26 protein-coding genes and 1 tRNA gene are annotated in these 25176 nt (G+C 49.5%); 17 read left to right on the forward strand and 10 right to left on the reverse strand.

What is annotated here, in order from left to right:
• Positions 1-4: 4 nt before the first annotated feature.
• On the reverse strand, positions 5-508 hold the full coding sequence (locus XMG59_RS06675) for an LPP20 family lipoprotein (RefSeq protein ID WP_173483055.1): 504 nt from the start codon (positions 506-508) through the stop codon (positions 5-7).
• Between the two features lie 169 nt (positions 509-677).
• On the opposite strand from XMG59_RS06675, the gene XMG59_RS06680 reads away from it, so the two are divergent.
• The 3 genes from XMG59_RS06680 to XMG59_RS06690 are packed head-to-tail and all read left to right on the forward strand — an operon-like array spanning position 678 to position 3135.
• Positions 678-947, forward strand: coding sequence for a hypothetical protein (locus tag XMG59_RS06680; RefSeq protein WP_173483054.1), 270 nt, complete (start codon positions 678-680; stop codon positions 945-947).
• 14 nt (positions 948-961) lie between these two features.
• A complete protein-coding gene (locus XMG59_RS06685; protein WP_173494868.1) occupies positions 962-2602 on the forward strand; it encodes a SulP family inorganic anion transporter in 1641 nt (546 codons plus the stop codon).
• A 35-nt stretch (positions 2603-2637) separates the two neighbouring features.
• On the forward strand, positions 2638-3135 hold the full coding sequence (locus XMG59_RS06690) for a DsrE family protein (protein WP_173498411.1): 498 nt from the start codon (positions 2638-2640) through the stop codon (positions 3133-3135).
• On the opposite strand, the gene XMG59_RS06695 is transcribed toward XMG59_RS06690, so the two are convergent.
• From XMG59_RS06695 to XMG59_RS06710, 4 genes are all read right to left on the reverse strand, one after another.
• Positions 3132-3935, reverse strand: a complete 804-nt coding sequence (locus tag XMG59_RS06695; RefSeq protein WP_173498412.1) for an ion transporter — start codon at positions 3933-3935, stop codon at positions 3132-3134. The genes XMG59_RS06690 and XMG59_RS06695 overlap by 4 nt on opposite strands.
• 92 nt (positions 3936-4027) lie before the next feature.
• Positions 4028-4402 carry a DUF2237 family protein gene (locus XMG59_RS06700; RefSeq protein ID WP_173484352.1) on the reverse strand — a complete coding sequence of 125 codons (375 nt, stop codon included), beginning with the start codon at positions 4400-4402 and terminating at the stop codon, positions 4028-4030.
• Between the two features lie 18 nt (positions 4403-4420).
• Positions 4421-5476, reverse strand: a complete 1056-nt coding sequence (locus tag XMG59_RS06705; RefSeq protein ID WP_173498413.1) for a PQQ-dependent sugar dehydrogenase — start codon at positions 5474-5476, stop codon at positions 4421-4423.
• Between the two features lie 698 nt (positions 5477-6174).
• A tRNA-Met gene (locus XMG59_RS06710) sits at positions 6175-6251 on the reverse strand.
• Between the two features lie 124 nt (positions 6252-6375).
• Between XMG59_RS06710 and XMG59_RS06715 the strand changes: the two genes are divergently transcribed.
• Entirely contained in the window at positions 6376-7224 is an 849-nt protein-coding gene (locus XMG59_RS06715) for a DUF72 domain-containing protein (RefSeq protein WP_217363705.1), read from the forward strand.
• 13 nt (positions 7225-7237) lie between these two features.
• Here XMG59_RS06715 and apaG read toward each other — a convergent pair whose 3' ends face one another.
• From apaG to lptD, 5 genes are read right to left on the reverse strand one after another with little or no spacing between them, the layout of a single operon-like run.
• Positions 7238-7624, reverse strand: a complete 387-nt coding sequence (apaG, locus tag XMG59_RS06720; RefSeq protein WP_173481247.1) for a Co2+/Mg2+ efflux protein ApaG — start codon at positions 7622-7624, stop codon at positions 7238-7240.
• Positions 7625-7650: 26 nt separating this feature from the next.
• Positions 7651-8466, reverse strand: a complete 816-nt coding sequence (gene rsmA / locus XMG59_RS06725; protein WP_173498414.1) for a 16S rRNA (adenine(1518)-N(6)/adenine(1519)-N(6))-dimethyltransferase RsmA — start codon at positions 8464-8466, stop codon at positions 7651-7653.
• Between the two features lie 6 nt (positions 8467-8472).
• Entirely contained in the window at positions 8473-9462 is a 990-nt protein-coding gene (pdxA, locus tag XMG59_RS06730; protein ID WP_173483049.1) for a 4-hydroxythreonine-4-phosphate dehydrogenase PdxA, read from the reverse strand.
• Positions 9462-10748, reverse strand: a complete 1287-nt coding sequence (locus tag XMG59_RS06735; protein WP_371743733.1) for a peptidylprolyl isomerase — start codon at positions 10746-10748, stop codon at positions 9462-9464. Before XMG59_RS06735 ends, pdxA begins: the two co-directional genes overlap by 1 nt.
• Entirely contained in the window at positions 10735-13353 is a 2619-nt protein-coding gene (gene lptD / locus XMG59_RS06740) for an LPS assembly protein LptD (protein ID WP_173498416.1), read from the reverse strand. Before lptD ends, XMG59_RS06735 begins: the two co-directional genes overlap by 14 nt.
• A 111-nt stretch (positions 13354-13464) precedes the next feature.
• Here lptD and XMG59_RS06745 point away from each other — a divergent pair, with 111 nt between their 5' ends.
• The 13 genes from XMG59_RS06745 to dnaB all read left to right on the forward strand — a co-directional run bounded on the left by XMG59_RS06745 (position 13465) and on the right by dnaB (position 25141).
• Positions 13465-14487: an aminoglycoside phosphotransferase family protein gene (locus XMG59_RS06745; RefSeq protein ID WP_173481242.1), complete on the forward strand. Its 1023-nt coding sequence runs from the start codon at positions 13465-13467 to the stop codon at positions 14485-14487.
• A gap of 5 nt (positions 14488-14492) precedes the next feature.
• A complete protein-coding gene (murU, locus tag XMG59_RS06750; RefSeq protein WP_217363707.1) occupies positions 14493-15170 on the forward strand; it encodes an N-acetylmuramate alpha-1-phosphate uridylyltransferase MurU in 678 nt (225 codons plus the stop codon).
• Complete coding sequence (gene djlA / locus XMG59_RS06755; protein WP_173498417.1) at positions 15170-15976, forward strand: co-chaperone DjlA; 807 nt, start codon at positions 15170-15172, stop codon at positions 15974-15976. The genes murU and djlA overlap by 1 nt, the downstream gene beginning before the upstream one ends.
• 91 nt (positions 15977-16067) lie before the next feature.
• Positions 16068-16739, forward strand: coding sequence for a ribulose-phosphate 3-epimerase (gene rpe, locus XMG59_RS06760; RefSeq protein WP_173483045.1), 672 nt, complete (start codon positions 16068-16070; stop codon positions 16737-16739).
• Positions 16736-17416 carry a phosphoglycolate phosphatase gene (locus XMG59_RS06765; protein ID WP_173481238.1) on the forward strand — a complete coding sequence of 227 codons (681 nt, stop codon included), beginning with the start codon at positions 16736-16738 and terminating at the stop codon, positions 17414-17416. The genes rpe and XMG59_RS06765 overlap by 4 nt, the downstream gene beginning before the upstream one ends.
• Positions 17417-17454: 38 nt before the next feature.
• On the forward strand, positions 17455-18441 hold the full coding sequence (locus tag XMG59_RS06770) for an AEC family transporter (RefSeq protein ID WP_173484355.1): 987 nt from the start codon (positions 17455-17457) through the stop codon (positions 18439-18441).
• A 140-nt stretch (positions 18442-18581) separates the two neighbouring features.
• Positions 18582-19607 (forward strand): anthranilate phosphoribosyltransferase, encoded by a 1026-nt coding sequence (gene trpD / locus XMG59_RS06775; RefSeq protein WP_173481236.1) that lies wholly within the window; start codon positions 18582-18584, stop codon positions 19605-19607.
• Positions 19607-20416 carry an indole-3-glycerol phosphate synthase TrpC gene (trpC, locus tag XMG59_RS06780; protein ID WP_173481235.1) on the forward strand — a complete coding sequence of 270 codons (810 nt, stop codon included), beginning with the start codon at positions 19607-19609 and terminating at the stop codon, positions 20414-20416. Before trpD ends, trpC begins: the two co-directional genes overlap by 1 nt.
• A gap of 12 nt (positions 20417-20428) precedes the next feature.
• Positions 20429-20833: an OsmC family protein gene (locus tag XMG59_RS06785; RefSeq protein WP_173481234.1), complete on the forward strand. Its 405-nt coding sequence runs from the start codon at positions 20429-20431 to the stop codon at positions 20831-20833.
• Positions 20834-20977: 144 nt separating this feature from the next.
• The gene (rpsF, locus tag XMG59_RS06790; RefSeq protein ID WP_173481233.1) at positions 20978-21385 is read left to right on the forward strand and encodes a 30S ribosomal protein S6; all 408 of its coding nucleotides are present in this window, start codon (positions 20978-20980) and stop codon (positions 21383-21385) included.
• 20 nt (positions 21386-21405) lie between these two features.
• Positions 21406-21636 (forward strand): 30S ribosomal protein S18, encoded by a 231-nt coding sequence (gene rpsR, locus XMG59_RS06795; protein ID WP_173481232.1) that lies wholly within the window; start codon positions 21406-21408, stop codon positions 21634-21636.
• A gap of 87 nt (positions 21637-21723) precedes the next feature.
• Entirely contained in the window at positions 21724-22170 is a 447-nt protein-coding gene (rplI, locus tag XMG59_RS06800) for a 50S ribosomal protein L9 (RefSeq protein ID WP_173481231.1), read from the forward strand.
• Positions 22171-22273: 103 nt separating this feature from the next.
• Positions 22274-25141, forward strand: coding sequence for a replicative DNA helicase (dnaB, locus tag XMG59_RS06805; RefSeq protein WP_173498418.1), 2868 nt, complete (start codon positions 22274-22276; stop codon positions 25139-25141).
• The last annotated feature ends 35 nt before the right edge of the window (positions 25142-25176 follow it).

Raw genomic sequence — 25176 nt, forward strand, 5'->3', positions numbered from 1 at the left:
CAACTCACTTATCTAGTTGATCAATCTGAGAGTCGATCGCGTTATTGATCGTCGCTTTTTCAACGCCCAGCAAAATGAAGATGACCTCTGTTTCAGGGTGCTGCCAGTAGCTCACTTGTTGTGAGTTATTAATTGTCAATTCGGAGGTTTGTCTTGCGACTTGAGTGACGACGCGTTCAGCCGTCATCTCATCGGCACCCGTTGAACGTTGATAGGAGTCTAGTTTGCTTTTAATCTGAGCCTCGACCTGTTGTGCGATATCAGCACGAGCATTAATGGCTGCCTCTTTACGAGAAAAATCATACCCTAGCTTGCTCAATGGAGCAGATCCTACGCCGACATAACGATCAGCCTCCATGTAGCCACCACAAGCCCAAATAGGTGCTTGTTCACCATGGATGACGCATTCGCCACCTTCGACTAGATCGGGTTTAGGCAGTTCACTGCTGCAGCCGGCAAGGGTTGTTAAAAGTGTCGCAGTCATCAGTAACTTGGTGCGTAGGTTCATGATCATTATCCATTAGAAATTACTCATATGATGGTCACATATTTCCATAGAAATGTCAGGGTTATTTTTAGATGAAAATTGACACTCAACGGAATAAAACTCACCCGTGTGATTACCCCTTTACGGACAGATCACGTAAAATAACCAAAATCACAAATCAGAGTCTGTCATGGATAACCGCAGAAAAATTCGCGCTGCCGTCTCTCTTCTCTCGTTCATTGGGATTGTTGCCCCATTTATGTTTTTAATGGGTGCCGAAAATACCGAAGAGGCCTTTAATGAAAATGCCAGTTGGGTGATTAAAAATACGCTGGTGTGGATTGTTGTGATGTCTCTGCTGTTGATCAAGAATCCTAAGTTTTTTGGCGACGAAACCCCCTTCGATATACTGCTTCGTTACGCTAAACGTCTGTTTAAATCGAACGCTTCTGACCGATAGTGAGCCGTTGATCAATGCTTAAACTGAACGCACTATCTCTCTCTAATCTTCGCGGTGATCTGCTCGGTGGTTTAACCGCTGCGGTGGTCTCACTCCCTTTGGCGCTCACATTTGGTGTCGCCTCTGGCGCTGGCGCAGAGGCGGGACTCTATGGTGCGATCCTAATCGGTCTCTTTACCGCGCTGTTTGGTGGAACCTCTACGCTGATCTCTGAGCCTACTGGGCCTATGACCGTGGTGATGACCGCTGTGATCAGCACTCTAGTGGCTGCGAACCCTGAAAATGGTCTGTCTATGGCGTTTACCGTGGTGATCATGGCAGGGATATTCCAGATCGTGTTTGGTTATCTCAGGTTGGGCAAATACATCACCCTGATGCCCTATGCGGTGGTTTCTGGCTTTATGTCAGGCATCGGATTCATACTGATTATTCTGCAGATAGCCCCTGCGTTAGGGCAATCTCCACCGGCGGGCGGGGTGGTTGGTACCGTAACTCATCTGCCAGAGTTGATCATGAACGTGCACTTCAGTGAGTTGTTGCTGTTCTTGGTGACACTGGGTGTGTTGTTTAAAACGCCTGAAAAATACAAAAAGTTCGTGCCGCCTCAGTTGATTGCACTGGTTCTTATTACTCTGGTCTCTGTGATCATCTTTAGCAGTGATGGAGTCCAACGCATTGGTGAGATCGATGTGTCACTGCCTTCAATGACCTTGCCCTATTTCACCTATGATCAGCTTCAGATTATGTTGGTCGATGCGATGGTGTTGGGCATGCTTGGTTGTATCGATTCAATGCTTACCTCGGTCGTGGCGGACAACCTGACCCGAACAGAGCATGACTCCAACAAAGAGCTGTTTGGACAGGGGTTAGGCAATATCATGTCTGGTCTGTTCGGTGGTCTACCAGGTGCCGGTGCCACTATGGGCACCGTGGTCAATATTCAGTCCGGAGGGCGAACACCACTCTCAGGTGTTATAAGGGTTCTAGCACTGGCAATAGCTGTGTTTGGAGCAGGTTCATTGATCGAAAATATCCCTTTAGCGGTGCTGGCTGGTATTGCGGTAAAAGTGGGTGTCGATATTCTGGACTGGTCGTTCATTAAACGGGTTCACCTAGTCTCTAAATACAGTACGATGATCATGTATGCCGTCCTACTGTTAACGGTCTTTGTCGATCTGATCGTTGCGGTGGGTGTCGGTGTCTTTGTCGCGAACGTCATCATCATCCGTAAGTTATCCGATGTTGAGGCTGAGAAGGTTCGCTCTATGTCCGATGTCGATGATGAGATTCCTCTGACCCCTGAACAGCAGTCTCTGTTGAATGAGGCGAATGGTCGTATCCTACTGGTCTATCTTTCGGGAGCGATGATTTTTGGTGTCTCTAAAGCCTTAGCCCGTGAGCGAAAAGACATTGCTAAACACGATGCGGTTATTTTTGATCTCAGTGACGTCAGTTATTTAGATGACACCATGACGCTCTCCATTGAGAACGTCATACTCGAAGCCTTAGATCTTGGTAAAGAGGTGCGTCTAGTGATGGCACCGGGCGCTGAGAAAGATCGATTGATTCGCCTTGGCCTTGATCAGCGCCTACCGGCTGATCGTATAACAGAATCAAGAACCGAGGCATTGAGGCAGTCACTTTCCAGTTTATAAGCTAAGCTGAAGCAAAAGAGATTGAGAGGTCTACTATGTTCAGTTTGATGTTTAAGACAGTACGTCACCTGTTACTCAGGGTATTGCTTCCGCTATGTGTGCTCTTTTCAGGCGCGGCCTCAGCTAAAACGGTTAAAGAGATCCTTGCACTTGAAGAAGCGCCACCAGGAGTGGTGTTTGAAATTTTGGCGCCTAATCCACAACAGTGGCAACGGATTCAACCTCGTTTGATGGATGCCATAGACTCTTTGCGATCAGCTTTTCCAGATCTCGATATTGCGGTGGTTAGCCACGGCAATGAACAGTTCGCTCTGACCACTGAGAATGAGAGTAAGTTCCCACTTCTGCATCAAGGGGTTCGTGATCTAGGTGAATCTGGCGTGGATGTGCATGTGTGTGAAACCTTTGCAAGTTGGAGCAACGTCACTGCAGAGGCTTTTCCAGACTACGTTGACGTAGCCCCTTCCGGTCCCGCGCAGATCAATAACTACGTTGCGATGGGGTATTTGTTGGTGGATCAGTTCGCGTTTTAATGTGCTCTCTGATTTAACATCTCTTTAATCTCAGCCAACTGTTTTTGAAGATCAGCGATGGTTGGCTCATTGGCCTCGATCGCTTCCTCTTTAAGGATGCGCTCATGCTCCTCATTCATCACGTTGACGACAATACCGATCACCATGTTCAAGAAGGCGAAAGCCGTTAAGAATATGAAGGATAGGTAGTAGATCCAGCTTAGACTGTAGACCGTCATCGTTTCGTACATCACATCGGTCCAATCCTCAAAGGTCATCACCCTAAAGAGTGTCAACATCGACACCGCGACATCGCCCCAAAGGTCGGGGTTAATCGCAGCAAACAGCGTCGCACCAATGGCAGCATAGACGTAGAAGATAATGAACATCAGCAGAAGGACGTACCCTAGCTGAGGCAGTGCTTTGATCAACGAGTTCAGCAGCATCCGAAGCTCTGGAATGATGCTGACCATTCGGAAGACACGGAACACGCGTACAAGACGTGCGACCAGAGCGGTATCGGCCTGACTGACAGGGATCAGGCTGATCACAACCACTAAGGTGTCGAATAGGTTCCAGGGATCCTTAAAGAAGGTGCGCTTGTTCTCATCGGCAATGAAACGAACCGTGATCTCGACCAGAAAGAAGACGGTAACAGCGATATCTAGCCAACCAACAATCATCTCAGCGGTGTCAGAAAGGTCAAAGGTCTTGGCACCAATAAGGAGCGCCGAGCCAATAATCACCGCAATTACGGTGAGCTCGAAGACTTTGTTAGAGCGGATTTTAACGAGTGTCGATAGTAAAGCGTTGCTGTTCATTGGCTAAGATATTCATTACAAAAAATGGATGCTGATAGTAATTGAAAATACTGGGGTTGTGGAGAGGGTAGCTCTTTAGCTCTGTGTGAAAATTAATGAAGATCTATGCTGTACCGTTTAAGCGTCTCGAAACTGATAATCTCCAGTGTTTTTGCATTAGTTGCGGATAGATTAACTCTCGGAGCGCACCCTGCAGCCTCAGCTTCCTCCCATCGTTGAGCACATAGGCACCAAGAGTCGCCTGGCTTTAAACCGGGGAACTGATATTCAGGCCGAGCGGTAATGAGGTCGTTCCCTTTGCGAAGTGAGAAGAGCAGAAACTCTTCGGTCATCACTGCGCAGACCGTGTGGGTTCCGCGATCATACTTATCTGTGTTGCAACATCCGTCTCTGTAATAGCCAGTTAGCGGATCACTGCTACACGTTTCAAGTGGCGTGCCTAATACGTTTAACTGTTGGTTGTTCATCTGTTTTACCTTAACGATTTATCGACTAATCCTATATAGGCCACCATTGGGTGCGTCACTCAATACTAAAATTGAGCCATCATTGGCCTGTTCAACGTCTCTCACTCTTCCCATCTCACCATTGAATAATCTCTCCTCGGAAACGGGCAGATTGCTATCAGGATCTATAACGATGCGGTAGATACTGGTGAACTTCAAAGCGCCAATCAAAAGATTGCCCTGCCATTCGGGAAACATCTCTCCGGTATAGAAGGTCATTCCCGATGGTGCAATGCTTGGATTCCAGACCCAAAGTGGATCGGTATAGCCATCGGGTGATGAGTTAAGACCTATATCCCCACCTATGTACTCCTTACCGTAAGAGACGGTTGGCCAACCGTAGTTGTTATTTTGCTCAATGAGATTGATCTCATCACCACCGCGTGGACCATGTTCATGAGACCATAAATGTCCAGTATTAGGCTGTAGTGCAAGGCCTTGTGGGTTTCGATGACCCATCGAGTAGATCTCAGGCAACCAATCTTGCTGAGTATTGGCTGGCTCTGGCTCAATAAGGTTCAGTCGAATAATTGATCCAGCATGATTGAAGCGATTTTGAGCGTTACTGCGATCACCACGGTCGCCCAAAGAGGCAAACAGGTAGTTGCCGTCAATGACTATCCGACAGCCGAAGTGTGCACCTGAGGGAGAGCGATGGTTGGAGACGAAAATATCCTTGGGTGTTAAAAGCTGATACCCATCCAATTTGGCCGATACAATCGCTAAGCCTGTGCCACCTTCTAACGGTTTGCTGTAGCAAAGATGTACCCTATTTGATCGTTCATCATAGGCGACATCGAGAAGCCCGCCTTGCCTAAAACTTGCTACAAACGGGGTGGGTAAAACAGCTCTTTGCTGCCCGGTTGTAAGGTTAATGCGCAAAAGGGCACCGGCTCTTGCTGTAACCAGGACCTCTTCATCGTTAAGGACAGCGATACCCCAAGGGTGAGAAATGTCTGAACCTATTTTTTCGATGGTGAAGGCAAATGAAGCCTGGCCTAGTAGTAAGGCTGATAGGAGAGTGATGACTTTCATTTCAGATACCGTTGGTTTTTATGTAGTTACGGTATTTGGGCTGGGGTGGATTTTTGGCCAGATTTATGAAAACACCTCCTGTGTTTTCACCCTTCGGGCCGTCGCACCTTTGGTGCTCCTTTCAAGGCCAGATTTGCGATTACACATCCTGTGCAATCGTCCTTCGGACTGCCTTCGGCATCCCAAAATGCTATCCATGCATTTTGGTGAACTGAGTTGTTACTTCACATCCTGTGAAGTAATCCTGCGGACTAGCTTTCAGCTATCCAAATAATGCTGTCCTGCATTATTTGTCGTCAGTTCTGCATCTGGCCCATCCGCCAGACGAAAAAAAAGGTATAAACCCTGCGGGCCTATACCTTTTTTTACGTTGGTAGCGGGGGTGAGGTTTGAACTGGTGACCTTCACCGCGGAGCTAATAAGAGTGAGCCCGACGTGGTTTTTTGGGTCGTAGATTCAAGCCAGATTTATGAAAACACTTCCTGTGTTTTCACCCTTCGGGCCGTCGCACCTTTGGTGCTTCGTTCAAGGCCAGATTTGCTATTACACATCCTGTGCAATCGTCCTTCGGACTGCCTTTGGCATCCCAAAATGCTATCCATGCATTTTGGTGAACTGACTTCGTCAGTGCTCATATATTCGCCCCCACCAACGAAAAAAGGGAAGTGCACTTTGAAGTACACTTCCCTTTTTTACGTTGGTAGCGGGGGCCAGATTTGAACTGACGACCTTCGGGTTATGAGCCCGACGAGCTACCGGGCTGCTCCACCCCGCATCAACGTGGGGCGTATTATACATAGGTTTAAGGTTGCTACAAGCCTGTTTCTAAAATATTACGATATTCTTCCACTATTTTTTTAGTTTGGTACTCTTTGTAGCCTATTTTAAGGAGTATGGCGTTGCACGATTACTATTTAGGCTTACCTCAGTGGCAACATCCTGTTTGGGAGGGCGGCTGTTTGGCAGGGGGTGGGACTGCGCTACAACGTTATGCTCGTCAATTTTCATCGGTTGAGGGAAACACGACTTTTTATGGTTTGCCTAAACCGGATACGGTGAAGCGTTGGCGGGATGAGACGCCTGATGACTTTCGATTCTGTTTTAAGTTCCACCAAGATCTTTCTCATCGCAGTGCTTTAGAGGTGGCTAATCCTAAAGTGGCCGAGCAGTTTGAAGTGTTGGAGCCGCTGGCTCATAAAATCGGGCTGCTCAACTTGCAGCTACCAAAAAGCTTTAACAGTGAGGGGATTGAGTATATCCATCGATTTCTGTTGGCTCTACCTAAAGCCTTCAACTACTCGGTTGAAGTTCGTCACCCTGAGTTCTTTGCGAAAGGGGATGAGGAGAGGGCGTTTAATCAGATGCTGCTGGAGACAGGCGTCAATCGTGTGATGTTCGACACCCGTCCCATTTTTGCAGTAAACGCCATGGACTCGGCTACCTTAGATGCTCAGCAGAAGAAGCCAAAGGTACCCTTACATGTCATTGCAACCGGTCAGCATCCGCAGGTTCGTTTCATATCGACCATGCAGTGGCAGGAGTCTGATCGCTATTTAGATCAGTGGGTCACTAAGGTGTTGCAGTGGATCGATGAGGGGCGAGTACCTTATCTCTTCTTTCATACGCCAGATTGTGCTGAAGCACCGGAACTGGCTGCGCGTTTTGTCGATAAGTTGAAAGAGGCAAAACCCTCTGTGCAGGGGGCAACGCCTGAGCTGCTCGCGTCGGAACAGAGCTCTCTATTTTAGAGAGTCCGTTCTCCTAGTGTAACGCGTGAGTTTGTGCCAGTGTGAAGGGGGCAATGGTCGCTTGAAAGGTCTCATTTTCGTCGGTGATCATGTCGTAGTGACCCTGCATGGCACCCACCTCAGTCGCTAAGACCGTGCCGCTGGTGTAGCTGTAGCTTTTGCCCGGTTCAATGGTGGGCTGTTCACCGACAACTCCTTCCCCTAATACCTCTTGTGTCTTCTCATTACCATCGGTAATCAGCCAGCGGCGGCTCAGTAGCTGGATAGGCATAGGGTTATGGTTGGTGATGGTGATGTGGTACGAAAAGACGTAGCGATGTGTCTCTGGATCCGATTGGTCGGTCAGATAGTCGGTTGTCACATCGATCGCTACGTTTCGGCTCAGTTCATAATCTTGCATGTATAGACAGTCTCGTCGTGCAGTGCTTATTCAGCGCTGTTTCGTAAATCATAGATCGCGTCAGCGATGGCGACAAATTCAGCGAGAGAGAGGCGCTCAGGGCGTAATCCAGGATCAATACCCAAGGCTTCAAGTTGCTCGCCGGTAATCCAACCCTTCATATTGTTACGCAGAGTTTTACGTCGCTGACTGAAACCGGTTCTGACAACGTCAGCCAACAGCTCAGCACTTTTTGCTTGTATGGGTAGCGTTTTGTGCGGAATCAATCTAACAATGGCGGAATCGACCTTCGGTGCCGGATTAAAGGCGCCGGGTGGTACGATAAAGAGCTTCTCTACCTGACAGTAGTACTGCGCCATTATGCCAAGGCGGCCGTAGTGATTTTCCCCCGGCTGTGCAGCTAGACGTTCCACCACCTCTTTCTGCAGCATGAAGTGCATGTCGCTGATCAATCCTGAAAAACTCAAGAGATGGAAAATCAGCGGCGTTGAGATGTTGTAGGGCAGGTTGCCGATCACGCGAAGTGGGCGCTCATCTTGTTGCAGTGACGAGAAGTCAAACTTGAGAGCATCCGCCTCGTGAATCTTAAACTTATCTTCATACCTAAAAAACTTGGTACGCAGGACTGGGACGAGATCACGGTCTAACTCTACCGCTTCCAGCGCACCGGCGAGCTCTAGAATCTCTGCTGTAAGTGCACCTAAACCGGGACCAATCTCAACGAGGTGCTCTTCAGGTTTTGGATTAATCGCAGAGATGATACGACCAATAATAGTAGGGTCGTGCAGAAAGTTCTGACCGAAACGTTTGCGGGCCACGTGCCCAGGGTTTTTACTGCTCATATCAACCTATGATTGTTTACGGTTAGAAGCCATCTCGGCAGCATAACTAAGGGCGGTCTGCAAAGAGCCTGCATCGGCTCTGCCTGTGCCGGCAAGATCCAACGCGGTGCCGTGATCGACTGAGGTGCGCACAATAGGCAGACCCAAGGTGATGTTCACTGCTTGGCCAAACCCTTTGTACTTGAGAACCGGCAGCCCTTGGTCGTGGTACATCGCAAGCACCGCATCAGCGTCTTTTAGATGATGTTCGGTGAAGAGCGTATCGGCAGGGAGTGGGCCAATCAGGTTAACACCCTGTTCCCGGTAGCTATTCAATACCGGTTCGATCGTGTCGATCTCTTCACGTCCCATATGGCCGCCTTCGCCAGCATGGGGGTTTAAGCCTGCAACCAAGACGCTGGGTTTGTCACAACCAAAGTAGTGCTTCAGATCATCCAACAGAATATCGATGACCGAACGAAGTAGCGGTTGCGTTACCGCTTGAGGCACTTCAGATAATGGCAGGTGTGTCGTTGTAAGAGCAACTCGTAGCCCTTCGGTCGCCAACATCATAACAACCTGATCGACGTCACAACGCGATTGTAGAAACTCTGTATGGCCTGTGAAGGGGTAACCGGCATCATTGATAACACCCTTATGAACCGGTGCTGTGCAGATGGCATCAAACATGCCACCCAAAGCCCCGTCTACAGCTAAACGAAGGGTATTCAGAACATAGACGCTATTGAGCGGATCCAGTTGGCCTGGAATAACATCGGCATTCGATGGGGTGCCAATGTAAAAGAGCTCTCCAGGCTGACAGCCAACGGCAGGCTGGTCTGGATCAAACTCATGCAGTTTGATCGGCAAGCCTAAGAGTTTTGCGCGATCGACAATAATGTCAGGGTCACAGATGATGACCAGTTGGTGCTCAGAGCCTTGCTGGGCAATCTGAACACAAAGGTCTGGACCGATGCCGGCCGGCTCGCCCGGGGTCAGTGCAATTCGAAGAGCCACTACTTCACCTTAATGTCGACGTAGGCTTCTGAGCGAAGTTCACGTAACCAAGTGGAGAGTGCTTCATCGTACTTACGTTTACGGATTTCTGAGCGGGCTTGGTTTTCACGCATCTCAGTGGTGAAGTCCTGTTGGCGACGCTCTTGTACTTGTACAATGTGCCAGCCAAAGCGGGATTCGAAAGGCTCGCTCACCTCATTAATAGCCAGTTTGTCCATCTGCTGTTCAAACTCAACAACCATCTTGCCCGGTTGTATCCAGCCCAGTTCACCACCCAATGAGCCGCTGCCCGGGTCATCGCTGTAGCGGCGCGCCAACTCTTCAAATGGCTCGCCCTCTTTGTATCGTGAGTAGAGCTCTTCAGCGAAGGCTTGAGCCTGTGCTGATGTGCGAATCTCTGAAGGGGCTACCAAAATGTGGCGTGCTCGAGTTTCTGTTACCAGTGTGGCTTGATCGCCACGACGCTCGCGCAACTGCAGTAGGTTAAAGCCTGAAGGGGTTCTAACCACTTTAGAGACTTCGCCATTTGATAGACCCGACACAGCAGAGAATATTTGGGTCGGTAGCTCTTGTGCTTTACGCCAACCCAGGTCACCGCCATTCAGCGCATTGGGTGCGTCCGAGCTGCGTACTGCTAGATCCGCAAAATTAGCGCCTTGATCCAGTTCGGCTTTGAGTTGGTTGGCGCGCTCTTGAGCAGATTTAATCTGTTCTGGTGACGCAGGTGAAGGGAGAGCCACTAGAATGTTGCTCAGTAGATATTCACTGCGGTCTTGGTTCTTCGCCAAATCTGAATTGAGGTAGTTCTGAACCTCTTGGTCCGTTACGGTAACTCGACGGTTGACGTTGCTCTGCTGAACACGGCTAATGATCAGTTCACGACGAATCTGATCACGCACCTGCTGATAGTCACGCCCTTCGTTGATCAACGCTTTACGGAAATCACTCAGGGATAGGTTGTTCTGCTGAGCGATGCGGTTCATCGTACTGTTCAGCTCACTATCACTGACGCGAATGCCTTGGCGCTCTGCCAGTTGCAGTTGAATACTCTCAATGATCAGCTGCTCTTTGACTTGATTAGCCAAAACCTCAGCGGGTGGTAGCTGAGCTTTACGTGCCGTTAATTGAGCACGGATATCACGAATTCGCTGATCCACTTCGGAGCTCATGATGATGCTTTCGTTAACTACGACGGCAACACGGTCCAGTGCAACGGGCTCTGCAAGCACGGAGCTGCTTGAGAGGGCAAAAATCGCCGATGCGATCAAATGTTTAAAAGTTGTCACGGTCATCCTCGTTATAACCCGTTAAATCCTCAAGGAACTGACGACCTTCGCTCTGGCCAAAGGCGCCCAGACCGCGAAGAATGAATTGAATGTAGAACTTGTTCTCACGTTCGAAATCGCTGCTGCCGTCGACAATGCTTCGCTGTCCGGTAAAGCGGACCTTCCAACAGCAGTTTTCGTACTCGATACCGGCAAGCGTCTCTAGGTTTTCAGACTCTTTGATATCTTGGGTGTATCGTGCAACGCCGCTCCACTCTGTCGTGATCGGCCAACGCGTGGCCAGATCGATCTGGTTGAAGGTGTTGTTGCCGTCACTGCTCTGCGTTTTACGTAGGTTTGCGTAGAGTAGTCGCTCATCATCTGGACGGTAGTAGGCACGATAGTTTTCGGTCAGTAGCGCAGCTGTTTCACGATCAATGCGCGAGTCATGGCTCAGCGTCAGCACTTCAGAGGGCTTCCAGCTGGCGTAGACAGCGTAATCCGATTGATCTGCTGTACCGGTTGAATCGCCTGGGCGAGCATCGTGATCACCAAAGTAGTGAGCCTGTGCAATGCCTGCCGAGATCAGCTCACGCCCCGTTAGACTGTAGACTTTGCTCTCTAGACCTAGGGTTGCTTGATCGGTATGGCTGACACGGTCATTACCGGAGTAGCCTAAATTATCGAACAGGTTGCCGTAGCTAAAGCCAAGGGCGCCTGAGTCAAAGTTAAGTGTGTCTGTATCCTCACCATCAACATGTATCAGTTTGATGCGTGGCTCTAGCGTCTGAGTGGCAATCTCGCCCTGACGTTCAAAGATCAGGCCTGAATCCAACGAGGCAAACAGGTTGGTGTGCGACGCACTGCTATTATCTGAGAAGTCATAGCTTGAGTGCCAAACGCCCGCTTCAGGTCGTAGGTAACCCCAAGTGGTCTCCGCGCTGTAACCGATTGACTGGCGGGCATGAAGACGACTGCCGTCGGTTGCGCTCTCATTGGTTGAATCAAACTGTGTGTACTGCACGGCGAGATTCAGCACTGTCTCATTCAGACTTTGGCTGGTACTGAAGTTGAGCTGAGGCATGCGCTTGTAGCTGGTTGAGTTATCTAGAATCTGATAATCATTAACCAGTGCCGATGCACTCCAGCCATTACCGCTATAGGCTACTTGAGCACGCTGAGAAAGTACATCAGCAGCCGGTACTGCCAGCGTTACCGGCGTTAGGTCGTCAAAGTAGTTGTCATCACTGACGCGAGTGAAGCTGACATCACTCGACCAGTTGGGTGCCGGAGTGCCGGTATGATTGAAGTCGATCAACCAACGTTCACTCCCCTGAAGATCATCATCGGGAAGCCAGCTGGTATTCAGCGTGTTCATGCTGAAGCTGTTGAGGTAGCGCGCCTCGTTTTCAAACAGTACGCCACGCTGTTCGATGATGCGCGTCGTTAGCGTGTCATCGATGTTAGGCGCAATGTTGAAGTAGTAGGGCAGAGCCAGATCGTAACCATCCTGCTCGCTGGTGCTGAGGGATGGATAGAGTAGGCCCGTTCTGCGCGTGTCATTCAATGGCCAGTAGAAGTAGGGCAGGTAGAAGACCGGTACACCAGCAACTTCAAAGCGGGTATTCCACGCCTCTCCATACCCCTCTTGAGGATAGAGCTCCATCTGCGCAGCTCGAATACCCCAATCGTTATTACCCGGTTCACAGTAGGTAATCAGTGTATCTTCGGCTTCAACGCGCTGATCACCAAAGCGAGTCATCGATTCTGCATCACCGCGCATATGTTGATCATGCATGACGAAACGCGCTTCATTGGCGATGGCGATCTTATTGTTCAGGTCAGCAGACATGGCATCTGCAGTCATCAACAGGTTGGGTTCACGGTAACGCACATCGCCACGCAGTAGGGCTTGTCGCGATTGCGCTTCAAACTCGGCAAGGTTGGACTTAATCTGGCGACCAGACTCTTCGATGATGACGTTGCCACGTAAAATGGATAAGCCATCGAGATCGGCATCGGACTCATCAGCGTTGATGACGGTGCTGCTCTCTTCGTTACCGGGAGCCAGATCGCCAACCCAGATGTCAGGCTCATCATAGCGACCTTTGCAGACCAGTCTTTCAGCATCCAGAGGTGCTAAACGAACCCAGTCTAAATTGATGTCACGTCGGTCATCACTTGGGTCACGAATGATGGCCCGAGCTGGAAGAGTGACTGCCTCAATCGGTTCATCTGGCGCTACGCTCGTTGCAGTCGTTGCAACAGCTTTTGTGTCAGGCTCTGGTTTAGCGTCCGTTTTAACGGGTTCAGGTTTGGCGGCGATTGTCTGTTCTGGTTTCTGCTCTGGCTCGGCGGTCAGAGAATTTTTGGGCTCTTGCTCTTTTTTGGGCTCTGGCAGCGGTTTAGGCAGCGGTTTTGTGATCTGTGCTTCGATCGCATCTTCAGTTGCTGAGATGCGAGTTAACGGAACCGGTTCAGGTTTGTAATCGGCAGAAGCACCGCAGCTCCAACCTCGGTCAGTCTGCTGACAGTCCCAGGCGCCCGCTGCATTAGCGGCGTTTGAACCACCTGCAACAACCAAGCCTAAAATGATTTTTGTAATTGCGTTTTTTTCGAAGGGCATTGAATGCGATCCGCTGGCTACCGAGACGACGTTTAAGTAGCCTCAAAAGTCGAGTAATATTGGGCACTTATAATAAAGATTCCCGCTCTTCAGTACCAGAGGTTAACGTAAATGGGTTCGCGCCAAGCGCAATTAAAAAACTGGGCTAGACAGGTTTGGCCCTATGCCGATCGCGACCAGCTAGAGATTACCCCTGTCAGCGGTGATGCCAGTTTCCGTCGATACTTCCGTGCGTCGACACCTACAGCAGAGTTAATCGCTGTGGATGCCCCACCAGAGAAAGAGAATTCAGAGCCATTTGTGCGTATCGCTAAAGAGTGGTCTGAAAAAGGCATTCATGTGCCTGAAGTGGTGGCTGATGATCTTGCTTTAGGCTTTATGCTGCTGGAGGATTTTGCTGATCAGCAGCTCTTAGATCGCCTGAAATCCGAAGGTGATGCGTCCTATCTTCAGGCATTAGAGACGCTGTTGGGTATTCAGATGCTGCCGGCTGAGGGCTTGCCCAACTATGATGCCGCCGTGCTGACACGTGAGATGAATCTTTTCCCAGAGTGGTTCTTAGGTGAGATGCTTGGCATCACAGAGGGCTGGGATAGCCTTCTAGAGAAGACCTATCAGCAGTTGATCGAATCGGCGTTCAGTCAACCTCAAGTTTGTGTGCATCGCGACTATCACTCGCGCAATCTAATGCCGTTAGTCGATGGCGGACTGGGTGTGATCGATTTTCAGGATGCATTGATCGGTCCTGTCACCTATGACTTGGTGTCACTGTTACGTGATAGCTACATCGAGTGGCCAGAGTCAACGGTCGCTGAATGGGTAGAAAACTACCGCCTCATGCTGATGGATGTCGGTTTCTCTTTGCCAGACTCAGTAGGGTTTAAAAAGCTCTTCGATCTGATGGGCATGCAGCGTCAGCTCAAGGTGTTGGGTATCTTCTCCAGACTATACCTGCGTGATGGGAAATCGGGTTACCTTAAAGATATTCCATTGACCTTCGAATACCTCTATCGAGCTGCTTCGACCCATTCGGAATTCTCCGATCTAAAAGAGGCGCTATCTGGGCTGATACCTGCCATGCGTCAACACGAGCTGCTTGGTCAGCATATCGCTTCAGAGTGGCCAAAACCGTGAAAGCTATGATTTTAGCGGCGGGCTTGGGAACTAGAATGCGCCCGCTGACACTAACAACCCCCAAGCCTTTGATACCGGCTTTGGGAAAGCCTTTGATTGTTTATCAGATCGAAAATCTGGTTCGCGCGGGCATCACTGATATTGTGATTAATCACGCTTGGCTCGGTGATCAGATTGAGCGAACACTGGGCAGTGGCGAGCAGTTTCGTTGCTCACTGCGATATTCAGCTGAGCAGGAGCCTCTTGAGACGGCAGGTGGTATTCGTAAAGCTCTGCCGATGCTCAAATCAGAAGATTCAGATCAGCCTTTTATTTTGGTCAATGGGGATGTCTATCTCTCCCAAGAGTACTCAGATCTGGATTTAACTCTGGATTCAGACGACCTGGCTAAACTCTGGTTGGTTGATAATCCAAGCTGGCACAGCGATGGCGACTTTGCCCTGTCTGATCAGCGAGTCTCACTTCAGGGTGACGAAAAGCTGACTTTTGCGGGTGTGAGTCTGTTACGACCTTCACAGTTTGATGAGTTGGCGCTTAACGAAAAAGCGGCATTAGCGCCGCTTTTACGCAGAATGATAGAGCAGTCTAAAGTGGCCGGTGCTAAGCTAGGCGGATATTGGAATGATGTGGGTACGGTGGATCGCCTTGCCGATGTTGAAACCTTTTTGAAAGAGGCGGGTTGATGAATCCTCAAGCCATAGGCGAACAAATTTTTCGATACCGTACCGGTGTAGTCTTAGGTGCACTGGTAGGCCTGTTTACCGGTGGTATCTGGGGTCTGATTTTTGGTGGTTTTTTAGGCTTTCAGTTAGAGCGTGGCATTCGTTCAGCTAAGCAGATGGCACCACAGTTAATATTCTTTCGAGCGACCTTTGCCGTCATGGGGCGTATCGCAAAAGCGGATGGGCGAGTGACCGAGGATGAGATCGCATACGCCCGCTCCGTGATGGATCGAATGCAGCTCGATGAGTCCAAGCGTAGAGAGGCGATAGAGTACTTTACCGACGGAAAGTCCCCTGACTTTGACTTAGACCCGCTGTTGCGTCCGTTGGCTGCGGTCTTTAGGCACCGTAATGACCTGCGCATGATCTTTTTTGAATTGCAGATGGCAGCGGCTTTTGCCGATGGTGAAATCAGCGATGCCGAGCGTTTGGTGATTGTCGATATCTGTCAGCGACTGGGTCTTAAACGCGATGCCATTGATGCTCTGATTCGTCGAATGCAGGCGCAAAGCAGTTTTCATCAGCACTGGCAGGGTGGTGCACCGACTCAGCAGCGTATCGATGAGGCCTATGGTGTACTCGGTGTCGATGCCAGTGCCACTGATGCACAGGTAAAAAGGGCTTGGCGTAAGCTGATGAGTCAGCACCACCCTGATAAGCTGGTCTCAAAAGGTTTGCCAGAAGAGATGATGCAGCTGGCTAAAGAGAAGGCACAAGAGATCCAGGCGGCCTATGACCTGATTCGAGAGGTCCGCAAAGCCAGTTAACGGCCCATTAAAAGAGTCTTCAGTTTTTCTTTCTGTTGTCTCTTTTAGCACTGACTTAAAATGAACCCAATTAAACAGCTAGGTTAGACCCATGAAAGATTTTTTGATTGCCCCTTCGATATTGTCAGCGGATTTTGCTCGTTTAGGTGAAGAGGTTGAAAACGTATTGGAAGCAGGCGCCGATATTGTCCACTTCGATGTGATGGATAATCACTACGTTCCTAACCTAACCATTGGCCCAATGGTCTGTAAGGCACTGGTTAACCATGGCATTAAAGCGCCAATTGATGTGCATCTGATGGTTAAACCTGTCGATCGTCTTATCGGTGACTTCATTGATGCTGGCGCCAGCTACATCACCTTCCACCCTGAAGCGTCTGAGCATATCGATCGCTCACTGCAGATGGTGCGTGACGGGGGTTGTAAGTCAGGTCTGGTGTTCAACCCAGCAACGCCGCTGCACTACCTTGATCATGTCATGGATAAAGTCGACATGATTCTTCTAATGTCGGTGAACCCGGGTTTTGGTGGTCAGAAGTTCATTCCAGGAACGCTGGATAAGTTGCGTGAAGCACGTCGTCGTATTGATGAGTCTGGTTTGGATATCCGACTGGAGATAGACGGTGGTGTAACGACCAGTAATATTGCAGAGATCGCTAAAGCGGGTGCCGATACGTTCGTTGCAGGCTCTGCGATCTTCAATACCGATGACTACAAAGCAACCATCGACACAATGCGAGCGGAGCTAGCTACCACGCGATGAGACTCTTTGCCGATCAAGCGCCCAAGCTCATCATGTTAGATCTGGATGGAACTCTAGTCGATTCCGTTCCAGATCTTACCGTCGCGGTTGATCAGATGTTGAAAGCTGTTGGTAAACCCGAGGCGGGTGATGCCAAAATTCGAACCTGGGTTGGTAATGGTGCGCATGCGCTGGTCGCTAGGGCGCTGTCGGATGCAATGGACTATCCAGCTGATCTTCAAAATACGCCGGAGTATCAGCACGCCTATCAGTTGTTTCTTCACTACTACGAAGCGTCTAATGGCGTGACGGCTTGTACCTACCCTGGGGTTAAAGAGGCGCTAGCGCGTTGGAGTCAAAAAGGCATTAAGCTGGCGGTTGTTACTAATAAGCCTATGCAGTTCACAACACCATTAATTGAAGGGGTGGGTATTGCTCATCTGTTTGATTTTGTGAGCGGTGGCGACTCGCTACCTAAACGTAAGCCCGAACCTGATCAGTTACTGGATATCATGGTTAAAGCGGGTGTGAATGCCGACGAATCGCTCATGGTGGGTGACTCTTCCAATGACATTAATGCCGCTCATGCTGCCGGCGTAGCCGCTCTGGCAGTGCCTTACGGATACAATCATGGGCGCCCTATTGAAGAGTGCAACCCAGATCAAGTAGTCGAGTCACTGGACTCTTTTCACCACTAATTGGCTATTAACTTTCAAGGATTGATGGTTAGCGCTTTATGGATAAGCTCTCCTTTTCGCTGTTCATTATTTTTGCTGGTCTGGGCAGTGGCTACCTGCTGCGCAGAGTCGTTGAAGCGTCTCTTATTAGGCTCCCTTTTGCGTTAACAACACTCAGTCGTGTGACGCGTGATTTAGGTATCATGGTGATGATACCCATCGCCTTTCTATTAGCGATCTGGGTGCTCGAGTTTACCGATACGACTCTGCTGGCACTGCCTTTGATCTGCCTATTTGCTTTGATAGTCGGCGGTCTGTTGGGGTATGGCTTAGGGCTATTGAATAAACAGGATCGTCCCGGTCGCGCTGTGATGGGTCTAACCACCAGCTTTACCAACATTGGTGCCATGGGCTCCTTGGTGGTCTACCTCTTTTTGGGTGAAGCAGGTTTTGCATTGGTTACCCTCTATCGCCTGTTTGAGGAGATCTTCTATTTTTTGGTGGGGTATCCGGTCGCGCAGTGGGTTTCAGGTAAAGGGAGTGAGGGGCTGACTCGTTTTCAGCGACTCATTAAGGTGATTAAGCAGCCATTTCTTATCGCCATTTTAACGGCGTTTAGCCTTGGGTTTCTGTTTAACCTCAGCGGAATAGACCGCCCTCTATTTCTAGACAGTGCGAATGATTGGGTCATTCCGATCGGGACCTTCAGTATGCTGGTGTCGGTCGGCTTGGGATTGAAAGTGACCAGTATCGCGCGCTACGCCAAATATTCACTGCAAGTGGCCATTACCCGCGTCACTCTGTTACCGCTGTTGACCCTCTCTATGGCCTGGTTGGTTGGATTGGGCGAATACGCCGGTGGCTTGGCGCTCGGCGTCGTGTTGATATTGAGCTCCATGCCCCCTGCGGTCAACTCAGTGGTGGCCAGCGCCTATTACGATTTGGATGTTGATCTGGCTAACTCAAATTGGATTGTCTCGACGCTTTCGATGGCGTTGGTGGTTCCTTGGCTCTACTTCGCTCTGCATTTAATGCAATTGGTCTAGGATCGCCTAAAGGCTAAGGATTTTCTTCTAAAGAGGTTGCGAACCCGATTGGGATTGGGCATCGTACAGCATCACCAAAAGATAACAGTGATTGTTATAACAGTTGCGCGTGCGCTGCGAGCACGAAGAAAGGAAATACCATGGATATTAAAGAGGCATTAGCCTTAGTTGTTGCGGGGCATCACCTATCGCGTGATGAGATGACCGCGGCTATGCGCCAGATCATGACAGGTGAGGCGACCGACGCACAGATTGGTGCTTTTCTAACAGCGCTTCGCATTAAGGGCGAAACGGTAGAAGAGATTACCGCAGCAGCCGATGTTATGCGCTCTCTAGCAGTGCCGGTGAGTGTCACAGACCCTCAAGCGGTCGACATTGTTGGTACCGGCGGGGATGGTTCAAACCTGTTTAATGTCTCTTCTGCGACCTCGTTTGTTGTCGCAGCTGCGGGCGGTACTGTAGCAAAGCATGGTAATCGTTCGGTCTCTTCAAAATCAGGTGCTGCAGATCTTCTTGAGGCGGCGGGTATTCACTTGGCGCTGAACCCAGAGCAGGTGGCTCGCTGTATTGATGAGGTGGGAGTCGGCTTTATGTTTGCGCCTCAGCATCACAGTGCGATGAAGCATGCCATCGGTCCTCGTCGTGAGTTGGCGATGCGTACGCTGTTTAATGTTCTGGGTCCTCTGACCAACCCAGCGGGTGCTAAGCACTACCTCATGGGTGTGTTTGATGAGTCTTTGTGTCGCCCAATGGCTGAAGCTTTGCGCAGCTTGGGTGCCGTGCACGCTTTGGTCGTTCACTCTAATGATGGTCTGGATGAGATCTCGCTTGCGACCACAACGCAGGTGGCAGAGCTGAAAAACGGTGAAGTGACTGAGTATGAAATTACCGCTGAAAGCGCCGGTTTAGAGGCGCAAACCTTAGAAGGTTTGCAGGTGGCTGATGCGAACGAAAGTCTTGCTCTGATTCGAGCAGCGATGAGTGGTGCCAACCCTAAAGCAGCCGATATGGTAGCGCTGAATGCGGGTGCTGCACTCTACGCGGCAGACAAGGTTGAATCACTTAAAGCGGGTGTCCAGTTGGCGGTCGAGACGATCGCATCCGGTGCGGCGTTAGCGAAAATGGAAGAGCTGGCTCGTTTCAGTCAGGCGTTTAAGGAAGCCTAATGTCAAATATCCCAACGGTACTAACCCGAATTATTGATCGTAAATTTGAAGAGATTGCCGAGCGTTCAGAGCAGGTCTCTATCACTGATCTGAAAGCTCAAATTGAAGCGAACCGAGGCGGTGCCACTGATCCGCGCGGTTTCGTGAAATCGATGCGAAATGCATTGGCAGAAGGTCGCTCGGCCGTCATTGCTGAGATTAAAAAAGCGAGCCCCAGTAAAGGGGTGCTACGTGAACAGTTCCACCCAGCTGATATCGCGCAATCTTATGCCGTCGGCGGTGCAAGTTGTCTGTCGGTATTGACCGATGTTGATTTCTTTCAGGGGGCTACTGAGTACCTACAGCAGGCTCGTGCAGCCTGTTCGCTACCGGTCATTCGCAAAGACTTTATTGTCGATGAGTACCAGGTCTATGAAGCGCGTGCCATGGGTGCGGATTGTATACTGCTGATCGTCTCGGCGCTGGATGATGCCAAAATGAAAGAGCTCAACGACCTAGCTATATCGCTGGGTATGGATGTGCTAATCGAAGTGCACGATCGTGACGAGCTGCTCCGTTCTCTGCCGCTGGGCAACACCCTAGTGGGTATTAATAACCGTAACTTGCACACCTTTGACGTTAGCTTAGATGCCACCATACAGCTGTTGGCGGACATTCCTGATGATCGTATTGTAGTCACCGAGAGTGGTATTTTAGGGCCCGACGATGTGGCGCTAATGCGTCAGCATCAGGTAAACGCCTTCTTGGTGGGTGAGGCATTTATGCGTGCCGACGTGCCGGGTGAACGTCTGGCTGAGCTGTTTAAATAAAAGGATTTTATTATGCATGTTGAAGTGAGCTGGGAAGGGGAAGAGCGTTTTAAAGCGATTACCGACTCTAAGTTTGAAGCACATATTGATCGTGATTTAGAGACTGGGCCGCGTCCAATGGAATACATCCTGGTTGGCTTAGGTGGCTGTGCCAGTGTTGATGTCATGAGCATTCTGAAAAAAGCGCGCCAAGATGTGGTGAGCTGTGTTGCCTCCATTGATGCAGAGCGAGCAGACGCTGTGCCTGCTGTCTTCACTAAGATCCATCTGACCTTTAAGGTCACTGGCCACAATCTTAAACCGGCCGCGGTTGAGCGCGCGGCTCGTTTATCGGCAGAGCAGTACTGTTCAGTCTCTAAGATGTTGGAAGGCGGTGGAGTCGAGATTACTCACAGCGTGGAGATCAACGACGTATAATCCCGCACTGGACTTGCAAAAGGGCGCGCAGATCAGTATGATCACGCGTCCTTTTTTATATCAACCTCCTTGCTTTTGGAAAGATCGGCTGTAAAGGGGCCGGTCACTGACGATCCAAAGGCTAATAAACCGTAAGGAGCTACAATGCGTCACTACGAAGTACTGTTCATGGTTCACCCGAACCAGAGCGAGCAAGTGCCTGCAATGATCGAGCGTTACACGACTCTGATCGAAGGCGATAACGGCAAGATCCACCGTCTAGAAGACTGGGGTCGTCGTCAATTGGCTTACTCAATTAACAATGTACACAAAGCACACTACGTTCTTATGAATATCGAAGCTACTCAAGCTGTAATGGACGAGCTAGAAAACTTGTTCCGCTACAACGATGCTGTGCTACGTAACATGGTTATTCGCACTAAAGAAGCGATCACAGAGCCATCTCCAATCAAAGCTGCTGAAGCACGTGAAGAGCGTAAGCCTCGTCGCGAAGAGCGTCCAGCGCCAGCTAAAACTGAAGAAACTGCTCCAGCAGCAGCTTCTGAAGAATAATTTAAGTAGGAGATATTCAGATGGCACGTTTTTTCCGTCGTCGTAAGTTCTGTCGTTTCACTGCAGAAGGCGTTACTGAGATCGATTACAAAGATCTAGACGTCCTAAAAGGTTACATCACTGAAACTGGCAAGATCGTACCTAGCCGTATCACTGGTACTAAAGCTAAGTACCAGCGTCAGCTAGCTACTGCTATCAAGCGCGCTCGCTACGTAGCACTTCTTCCATACACTGACGGTCACGACCGTTAATAGTGATTGATAGCTCTATAGCTATCTTTGGGTGATTGTTTAATTTTTTACTGCAGGTATACCTGCAGCCTAAATGAGGTTTGAGAGATGGAAGTTATCCTCCTCGAGAAGATCGGTAAACTAGGTGCACTAGGCGATAAAGTTAACGTTAAAGCTGGCTTTGGTCGTAACTACCTGATCCCACAAGGTAAAGCAGTTTCTGCAACTGCTGCCAACGTTGCACGCTTCGAAGAGCGTCGTGCTGAACTAGAAGCGGCTGCTGCTGAAGCACTTGCTGCTGCGACTGCACGCGGTGAAGCTCTAGAAGGCAAAGAAGTAACTATCACAGCTACTGCTGGTGATGAAGGTAAACTGTTCGGCTCTATCGGCGCACGTGACATCGCAGAAGCGATCACTGCGGCTGGTGCTGAAGTAGAGAAGAGCGAAGTTCGTCTTCCAAACGGTGTTCTACGTAACATTGGCGAATACGAAATCGTTGTTCAACTACACGCAGAAGTATCTGCTACAGTGAACCTTAAGATCGCTGCTGAGTAATCAGACGCTTTCTTAAAAAAAACCGCGCTTCGGCGCGGTTTTTTTATGCCTAAACAGGTATAGTTACTTGCTCTAATCATTTTATTTCTGCAGTAATTAGACCATGCTCGATTTCCAAGACGACGATCTCACACAGGCCAAAGTACCCCCTCACTCGATAGAGGCGGAACAGTCGGTGCTGGGTGGCTTGATGTTGGACAACAACGCATGGGACGTTGTGTCGGAAGTCTGTCTGGAACAGCACTTCTACACCGGTGGGCATCGCATGATGTTCCGCACCATGCAGAAGTTGATCGATCAAGGTCGTCCAATCGATGTGGTGACGCTTTCTGAAGAGCTGGACCGTACCGGCGAGCTGGAACGTGCTGGCGGGCTAGAGTATCTAGTTGATCTTGCGCGCAACACGCCAAGTACATCCAACATTCGAGCCTACTCAGAGATCGTTCGCGATCGTGCCTTGCTGCGTCAGATGATTTCGGTCTCAACAGAGATCTCAGACTCCTCCTTCTTCCCTGATGGTCGTTCGGCCGATGAGGTGTTGAATGAGGCGGAATCTAAGATCTTTCAGATTGCAGAGAACCGTCCCAACCAGAGTGGCCCTCAATCGGTTAACCCACTGCTTAAAGCGGCCGTTGAACGTATTGATGAGCTGTTCAGTAATGGCGATGCACTGACCGGTCTAACCACTGGCTTTGACGACCTGAACGAACGCACCGGTGGTCTCCAGCCGTCAGATCTGATCATCGTCGCCGCAAGGCCCTCGATGGGTAAATGCATTGTTTCAGGTTCACGATTAGTCGATCCTAAAACGGGTTCACGATTAACGATCGATGAGATGGTTGCCGAACAATATGGTTCAGTTACTGCAGTTAATGATCAGTTTAAGTTAGTGGAAGCCCGTGCTTCACAGTTTGTGGATGACGGCGTTAAACCTGTATTTGAAGTCAAAACCGCACTCGGTCGATCGATTAAAACAACGTTAACTCACCCATTTTTAACGGGTAAAGGGTGGAAGAAACTAGCCGATATTTCCACTGGTGAAAAAATTGGTGTGCCAAGGGTGCTGCCAATTTTTGGCTCGACACCCTTGCCAGAGTATCAAGTTAAAGCACTGGCTTATTTCTTAAGCGATGGCGGTACCACGCAAACTAACCCCATCTTTACTAATGTAAATAAAACCATTGTTGCTGACTTTAAACAGGCCGTTGAACAGTTTAATTCGGTTAAGGTGACTCGTACGAGTTACGATCATCGTGCGCCAAGCTACCGTGTTTCTGGGCGCTCTGAAAATACCAATCTAATGAGAGTTAGATTTGCAGCATATTTAGAAAACGCGATGCAAAGGTTTGGACTCTCAGGTAAGTCGTTAGCCAATAGATTATCACTCCAGCCGTCGACAATTAGTGCCTGGCGTAATGCCGTTTCTGTGCCAAATCCATTAGGTTACCAGTCCCTTTGTGATTTTTTTGGAAGCGAATTTCAACAGGAGACTCATGAGGTTTATGAGTCTAGTTCAACGTTAATTAACCCGGTGACAGTGTTCTTGAAAGAGCAGGGTGTTTGGGGTTGTTTAGCGCATGAAAAGGTTATTCCAGAAGCAGTTTTTAGCTTGCCAAAAAGTCATTTGAAGCTCTTCCTAAATCGTATTTTTGCATGTGATGGTGGAGTCTCATTCAGTTCAACTGGGCAGATTCGGATTAGTTACAGCAGTGCCAGTGAATCCCTAGCGAGTGATATCCAACATTTGCTTTTGCGTTTTGGAATAGTTGCCAAGCTAAGAACTAAGACGCACCACAAGCGTGACCAGTTCGAAGTTGAGCTGATTTCGCGCGAATCGATAGAAACCTTTATCAATCAGATAGGAATGATTGGTAAAGAGGATCGTCTTGCAAAAGCCAAAGCTGAGTTGTCATTAAAAAGATCTCACACAAACCGAGATGCACTGCCGGATTCAGTCAACGACTATATCCTTGAACTGAAAGGCGAGCAGAGCTGGCCAGATCTATTTGCACAGAAAGGGTTAGAGTGTCCGAATGGATTTAATCCACATTTACAGGGTGTAAGTAAGCGTTCGTTAAGTCGCCAAAAAGCTCGTTTTTATGCAGAGCTCTTTGATGATAGCTATCTGATGAGTCTCTCTAGTTCTGATCTATATTGGGATGAGATAGTTTCGATCGATTATGTTGGAAATGATCAGGTTTATGATTTAACCGTCCCTGAACTACACAACTTTGTCGCTGAAGATATTTGTGTCCATAACACCACCTTCGCTATGAACCTGGTGGAAAACGCCTTGATGGGGGATGACAAGCCGGTTCTAGTCTTCAGTCTTGAGATGCCTGCCGCTCAGTTGATGACGCGTATGTTGTCATCGCTTGGTCGTATCAACCAGACGCGTGTACGTAACGGTCAGTTGGAAGATGATGATTGGCCAAAGCTGACTGCGGCCGTCAACATGCTGAAGAACAAACCCTTGTATATTGATGATCAGCCGGGTATCAGCCCCAACGAGATGCGAACCCGTGCCCGTCGTATTGTGCGTGAGCATGGTGAAATCGGCATGATTATGGTCGACTACCTGCAGTTGATGCAGATTAAGACCGGTAAGAGTGAAGGGCGAACTGCCGAGATCTCTGAGATCTCTCGCTCGTTGAAGGCGCTAGCGAAAGAGATGAACTGTCCAGTGGTGGCACTGTCGCAGCTTAACCGTTCCCTAGAGCAGCGCCCAAATAAACGCCCAGTGAACTCCGACCTTCGTGAATCGGGCGCGATCGAGCAGGATGCCGACGTCATCATGTTCATCTACCGTGATGAGGTTTACAACGAAGATTCACCCGAGAAAGGCGTTGCAGAGATCATCATTGGTAAGCAGCGTAATGGCCCGATCGGTACCACTCGATTGGCCTTTATCGGTAAGTACACCCGTTTCGAGAACCTGGCACACAGCTACGAATACCCACCGGATGAGTAAACAGCAGGAAAGTGACTGGCTTTAGCCTGTCATCT

This window comes from Marinobacterium sp. xm-g-59, assembly GCF_013283315.1.
Taxonomy (GTDB): Bacteria; Pseudomonadota; Gammaproteobacteria; order Pseudomonadales; family Balneatricaceae; genus Marinobacterium_E.

Coding starts and splice junctions, on each gene's coding strand:
- XMG59_RS06675 (WP_173483055.1), bottom strand. CDS start 508: ATGAACCTACGCACCAAGTTACTGATGACTGCGACACTTTTAACAACC.
- XMG59_RS06680 (WP_173483054.1), top strand. CDS start 678: ATGGATAACCGCAGAAAAATTCGCGCTGCCGTCTCTCTTCTCTCGTTC.
- XMG59_RS06685 (WP_173494868.1), top strand. CDS start 962: ATGCTTAAACTGAACGCACTATCTCTCTCTAATCTTCGCGGTGATCTG.
- XMG59_RS06690 (WP_173498411.1), top strand. CDS start 2,638: ATGTTCAGTTTGATGTTTAAGACAGTACGTCACCTGTTACTCAGGGTA.
- XMG59_RS06695 (WP_173498412.1), bottom strand. CDS start 3,935: ATGAACAGCAACGCTTTACTATCGACACTCGTTAAAATCCGCTCTAAC.
- XMG59_RS06700 (WP_173484352.1), bottom strand. CDS start 4,402: ATGAACAACCAACAGTTAAACGTATTAGGCACGCCACTTGAAACGTGT.
- XMG59_RS06705 (WP_173498413.1), bottom strand. CDS start 5,476: ATGAAAGTCATCACTCTCCTATCAGCCTTACTACTAGGCCAGGCTTCA.
- apaG (WP_173481247.1), bottom strand. CDS start 7,624: ATGCAAGATTATGAACTGAGCCGAAACGTAGCGATCGATGTGACAACC.
- rsmA (WP_173498414.1), bottom strand. CDS start 8,466: ATGAGCAGTAAAAACCCTGGGCACGTGGCCCGCAAACGTTTCGGTCAG.
- lptD (WP_173498416.1), bottom strand. CDS start 13,353: ATGCCCTTCGAAAAAAACGCAATTACAAAAATCATTTTAGGCTTGGTT.
- XMG59_RS06745 (WP_173481242.1), top strand. CDS start 13,465: ATGGGTTCGCGCCAAGCGCAATTAAAAAACTGGGCTAGACAGGTTTGG.
- murU (WP_217363707.1), top strand. CDS start 14,493: ATGATTTTAGCGGCGGGCTTGGGAACTAGAATGCGCCCGCTGACACTA.
- djlA (WP_173498417.1), top strand. CDS start 15,170: ATGAATCCTCAAGCCATAGGCGAACAAATTTTTCGATACCGTACCGGT.
- rpe (WP_173483045.1), top strand. CDS start 16,068: ATGAAAGATTTTTTGATTGCCCCTTCGATATTGTCAGCGGATTTTGCT.
- XMG59_RS06765 (WP_173481238.1), top strand. CDS start 16,736: ATGAGACTCTTTGCCGATCAAGCGCCCAAGCTCATCATGTTAGATCTG.
- XMG59_RS06770 (WP_173484355.1), top strand. CDS start 17,455: ATGGATAAGCTCTCCTTTTCGCTGTTCATTATTTTTGCTGGTCTGGGC.
- trpD (WP_173481236.1), top strand. CDS start 18,582: ATGGATATTAAAGAGGCATTAGCCTTAGTTGTTGCGGGGCATCACCTA.
- trpC (WP_173481235.1), top strand. CDS start 19,607: ATGTCAAATATCCCAACGGTACTAACCCGAATTATTGATCGTAAATTT.
- XMG59_RS06785 (WP_173481234.1), top strand. CDS start 20,429: ATGCATGTTGAAGTGAGCTGGGAAGGGGAAGAGCGTTTTAAAGCGATT.
- rpsF (WP_173481233.1), top strand. CDS start 20,978: ATGCGTCACTACGAAGTACTGTTCATGGTTCACCCGAACCAGAGCGAG.
- rpsR (WP_173481232.1), top strand. CDS start 21,406: ATGGCACGTTTTTTCCGTCGTCGTAAGTTCTGTCGTTTCACTGCAGAA.
- rplI (WP_173481231.1), top strand. CDS start 21,724: ATGGAAGTTATCCTCCTCGAGAAGATCGGTAAACTAGGTGCACTAGGC.
- dnaB (WP_173498418.1), top strand. CDS start 22,274: ATGCTCGATTTCCAAGACGACGATCTCACACAGGCCAAAGTACCCCCT.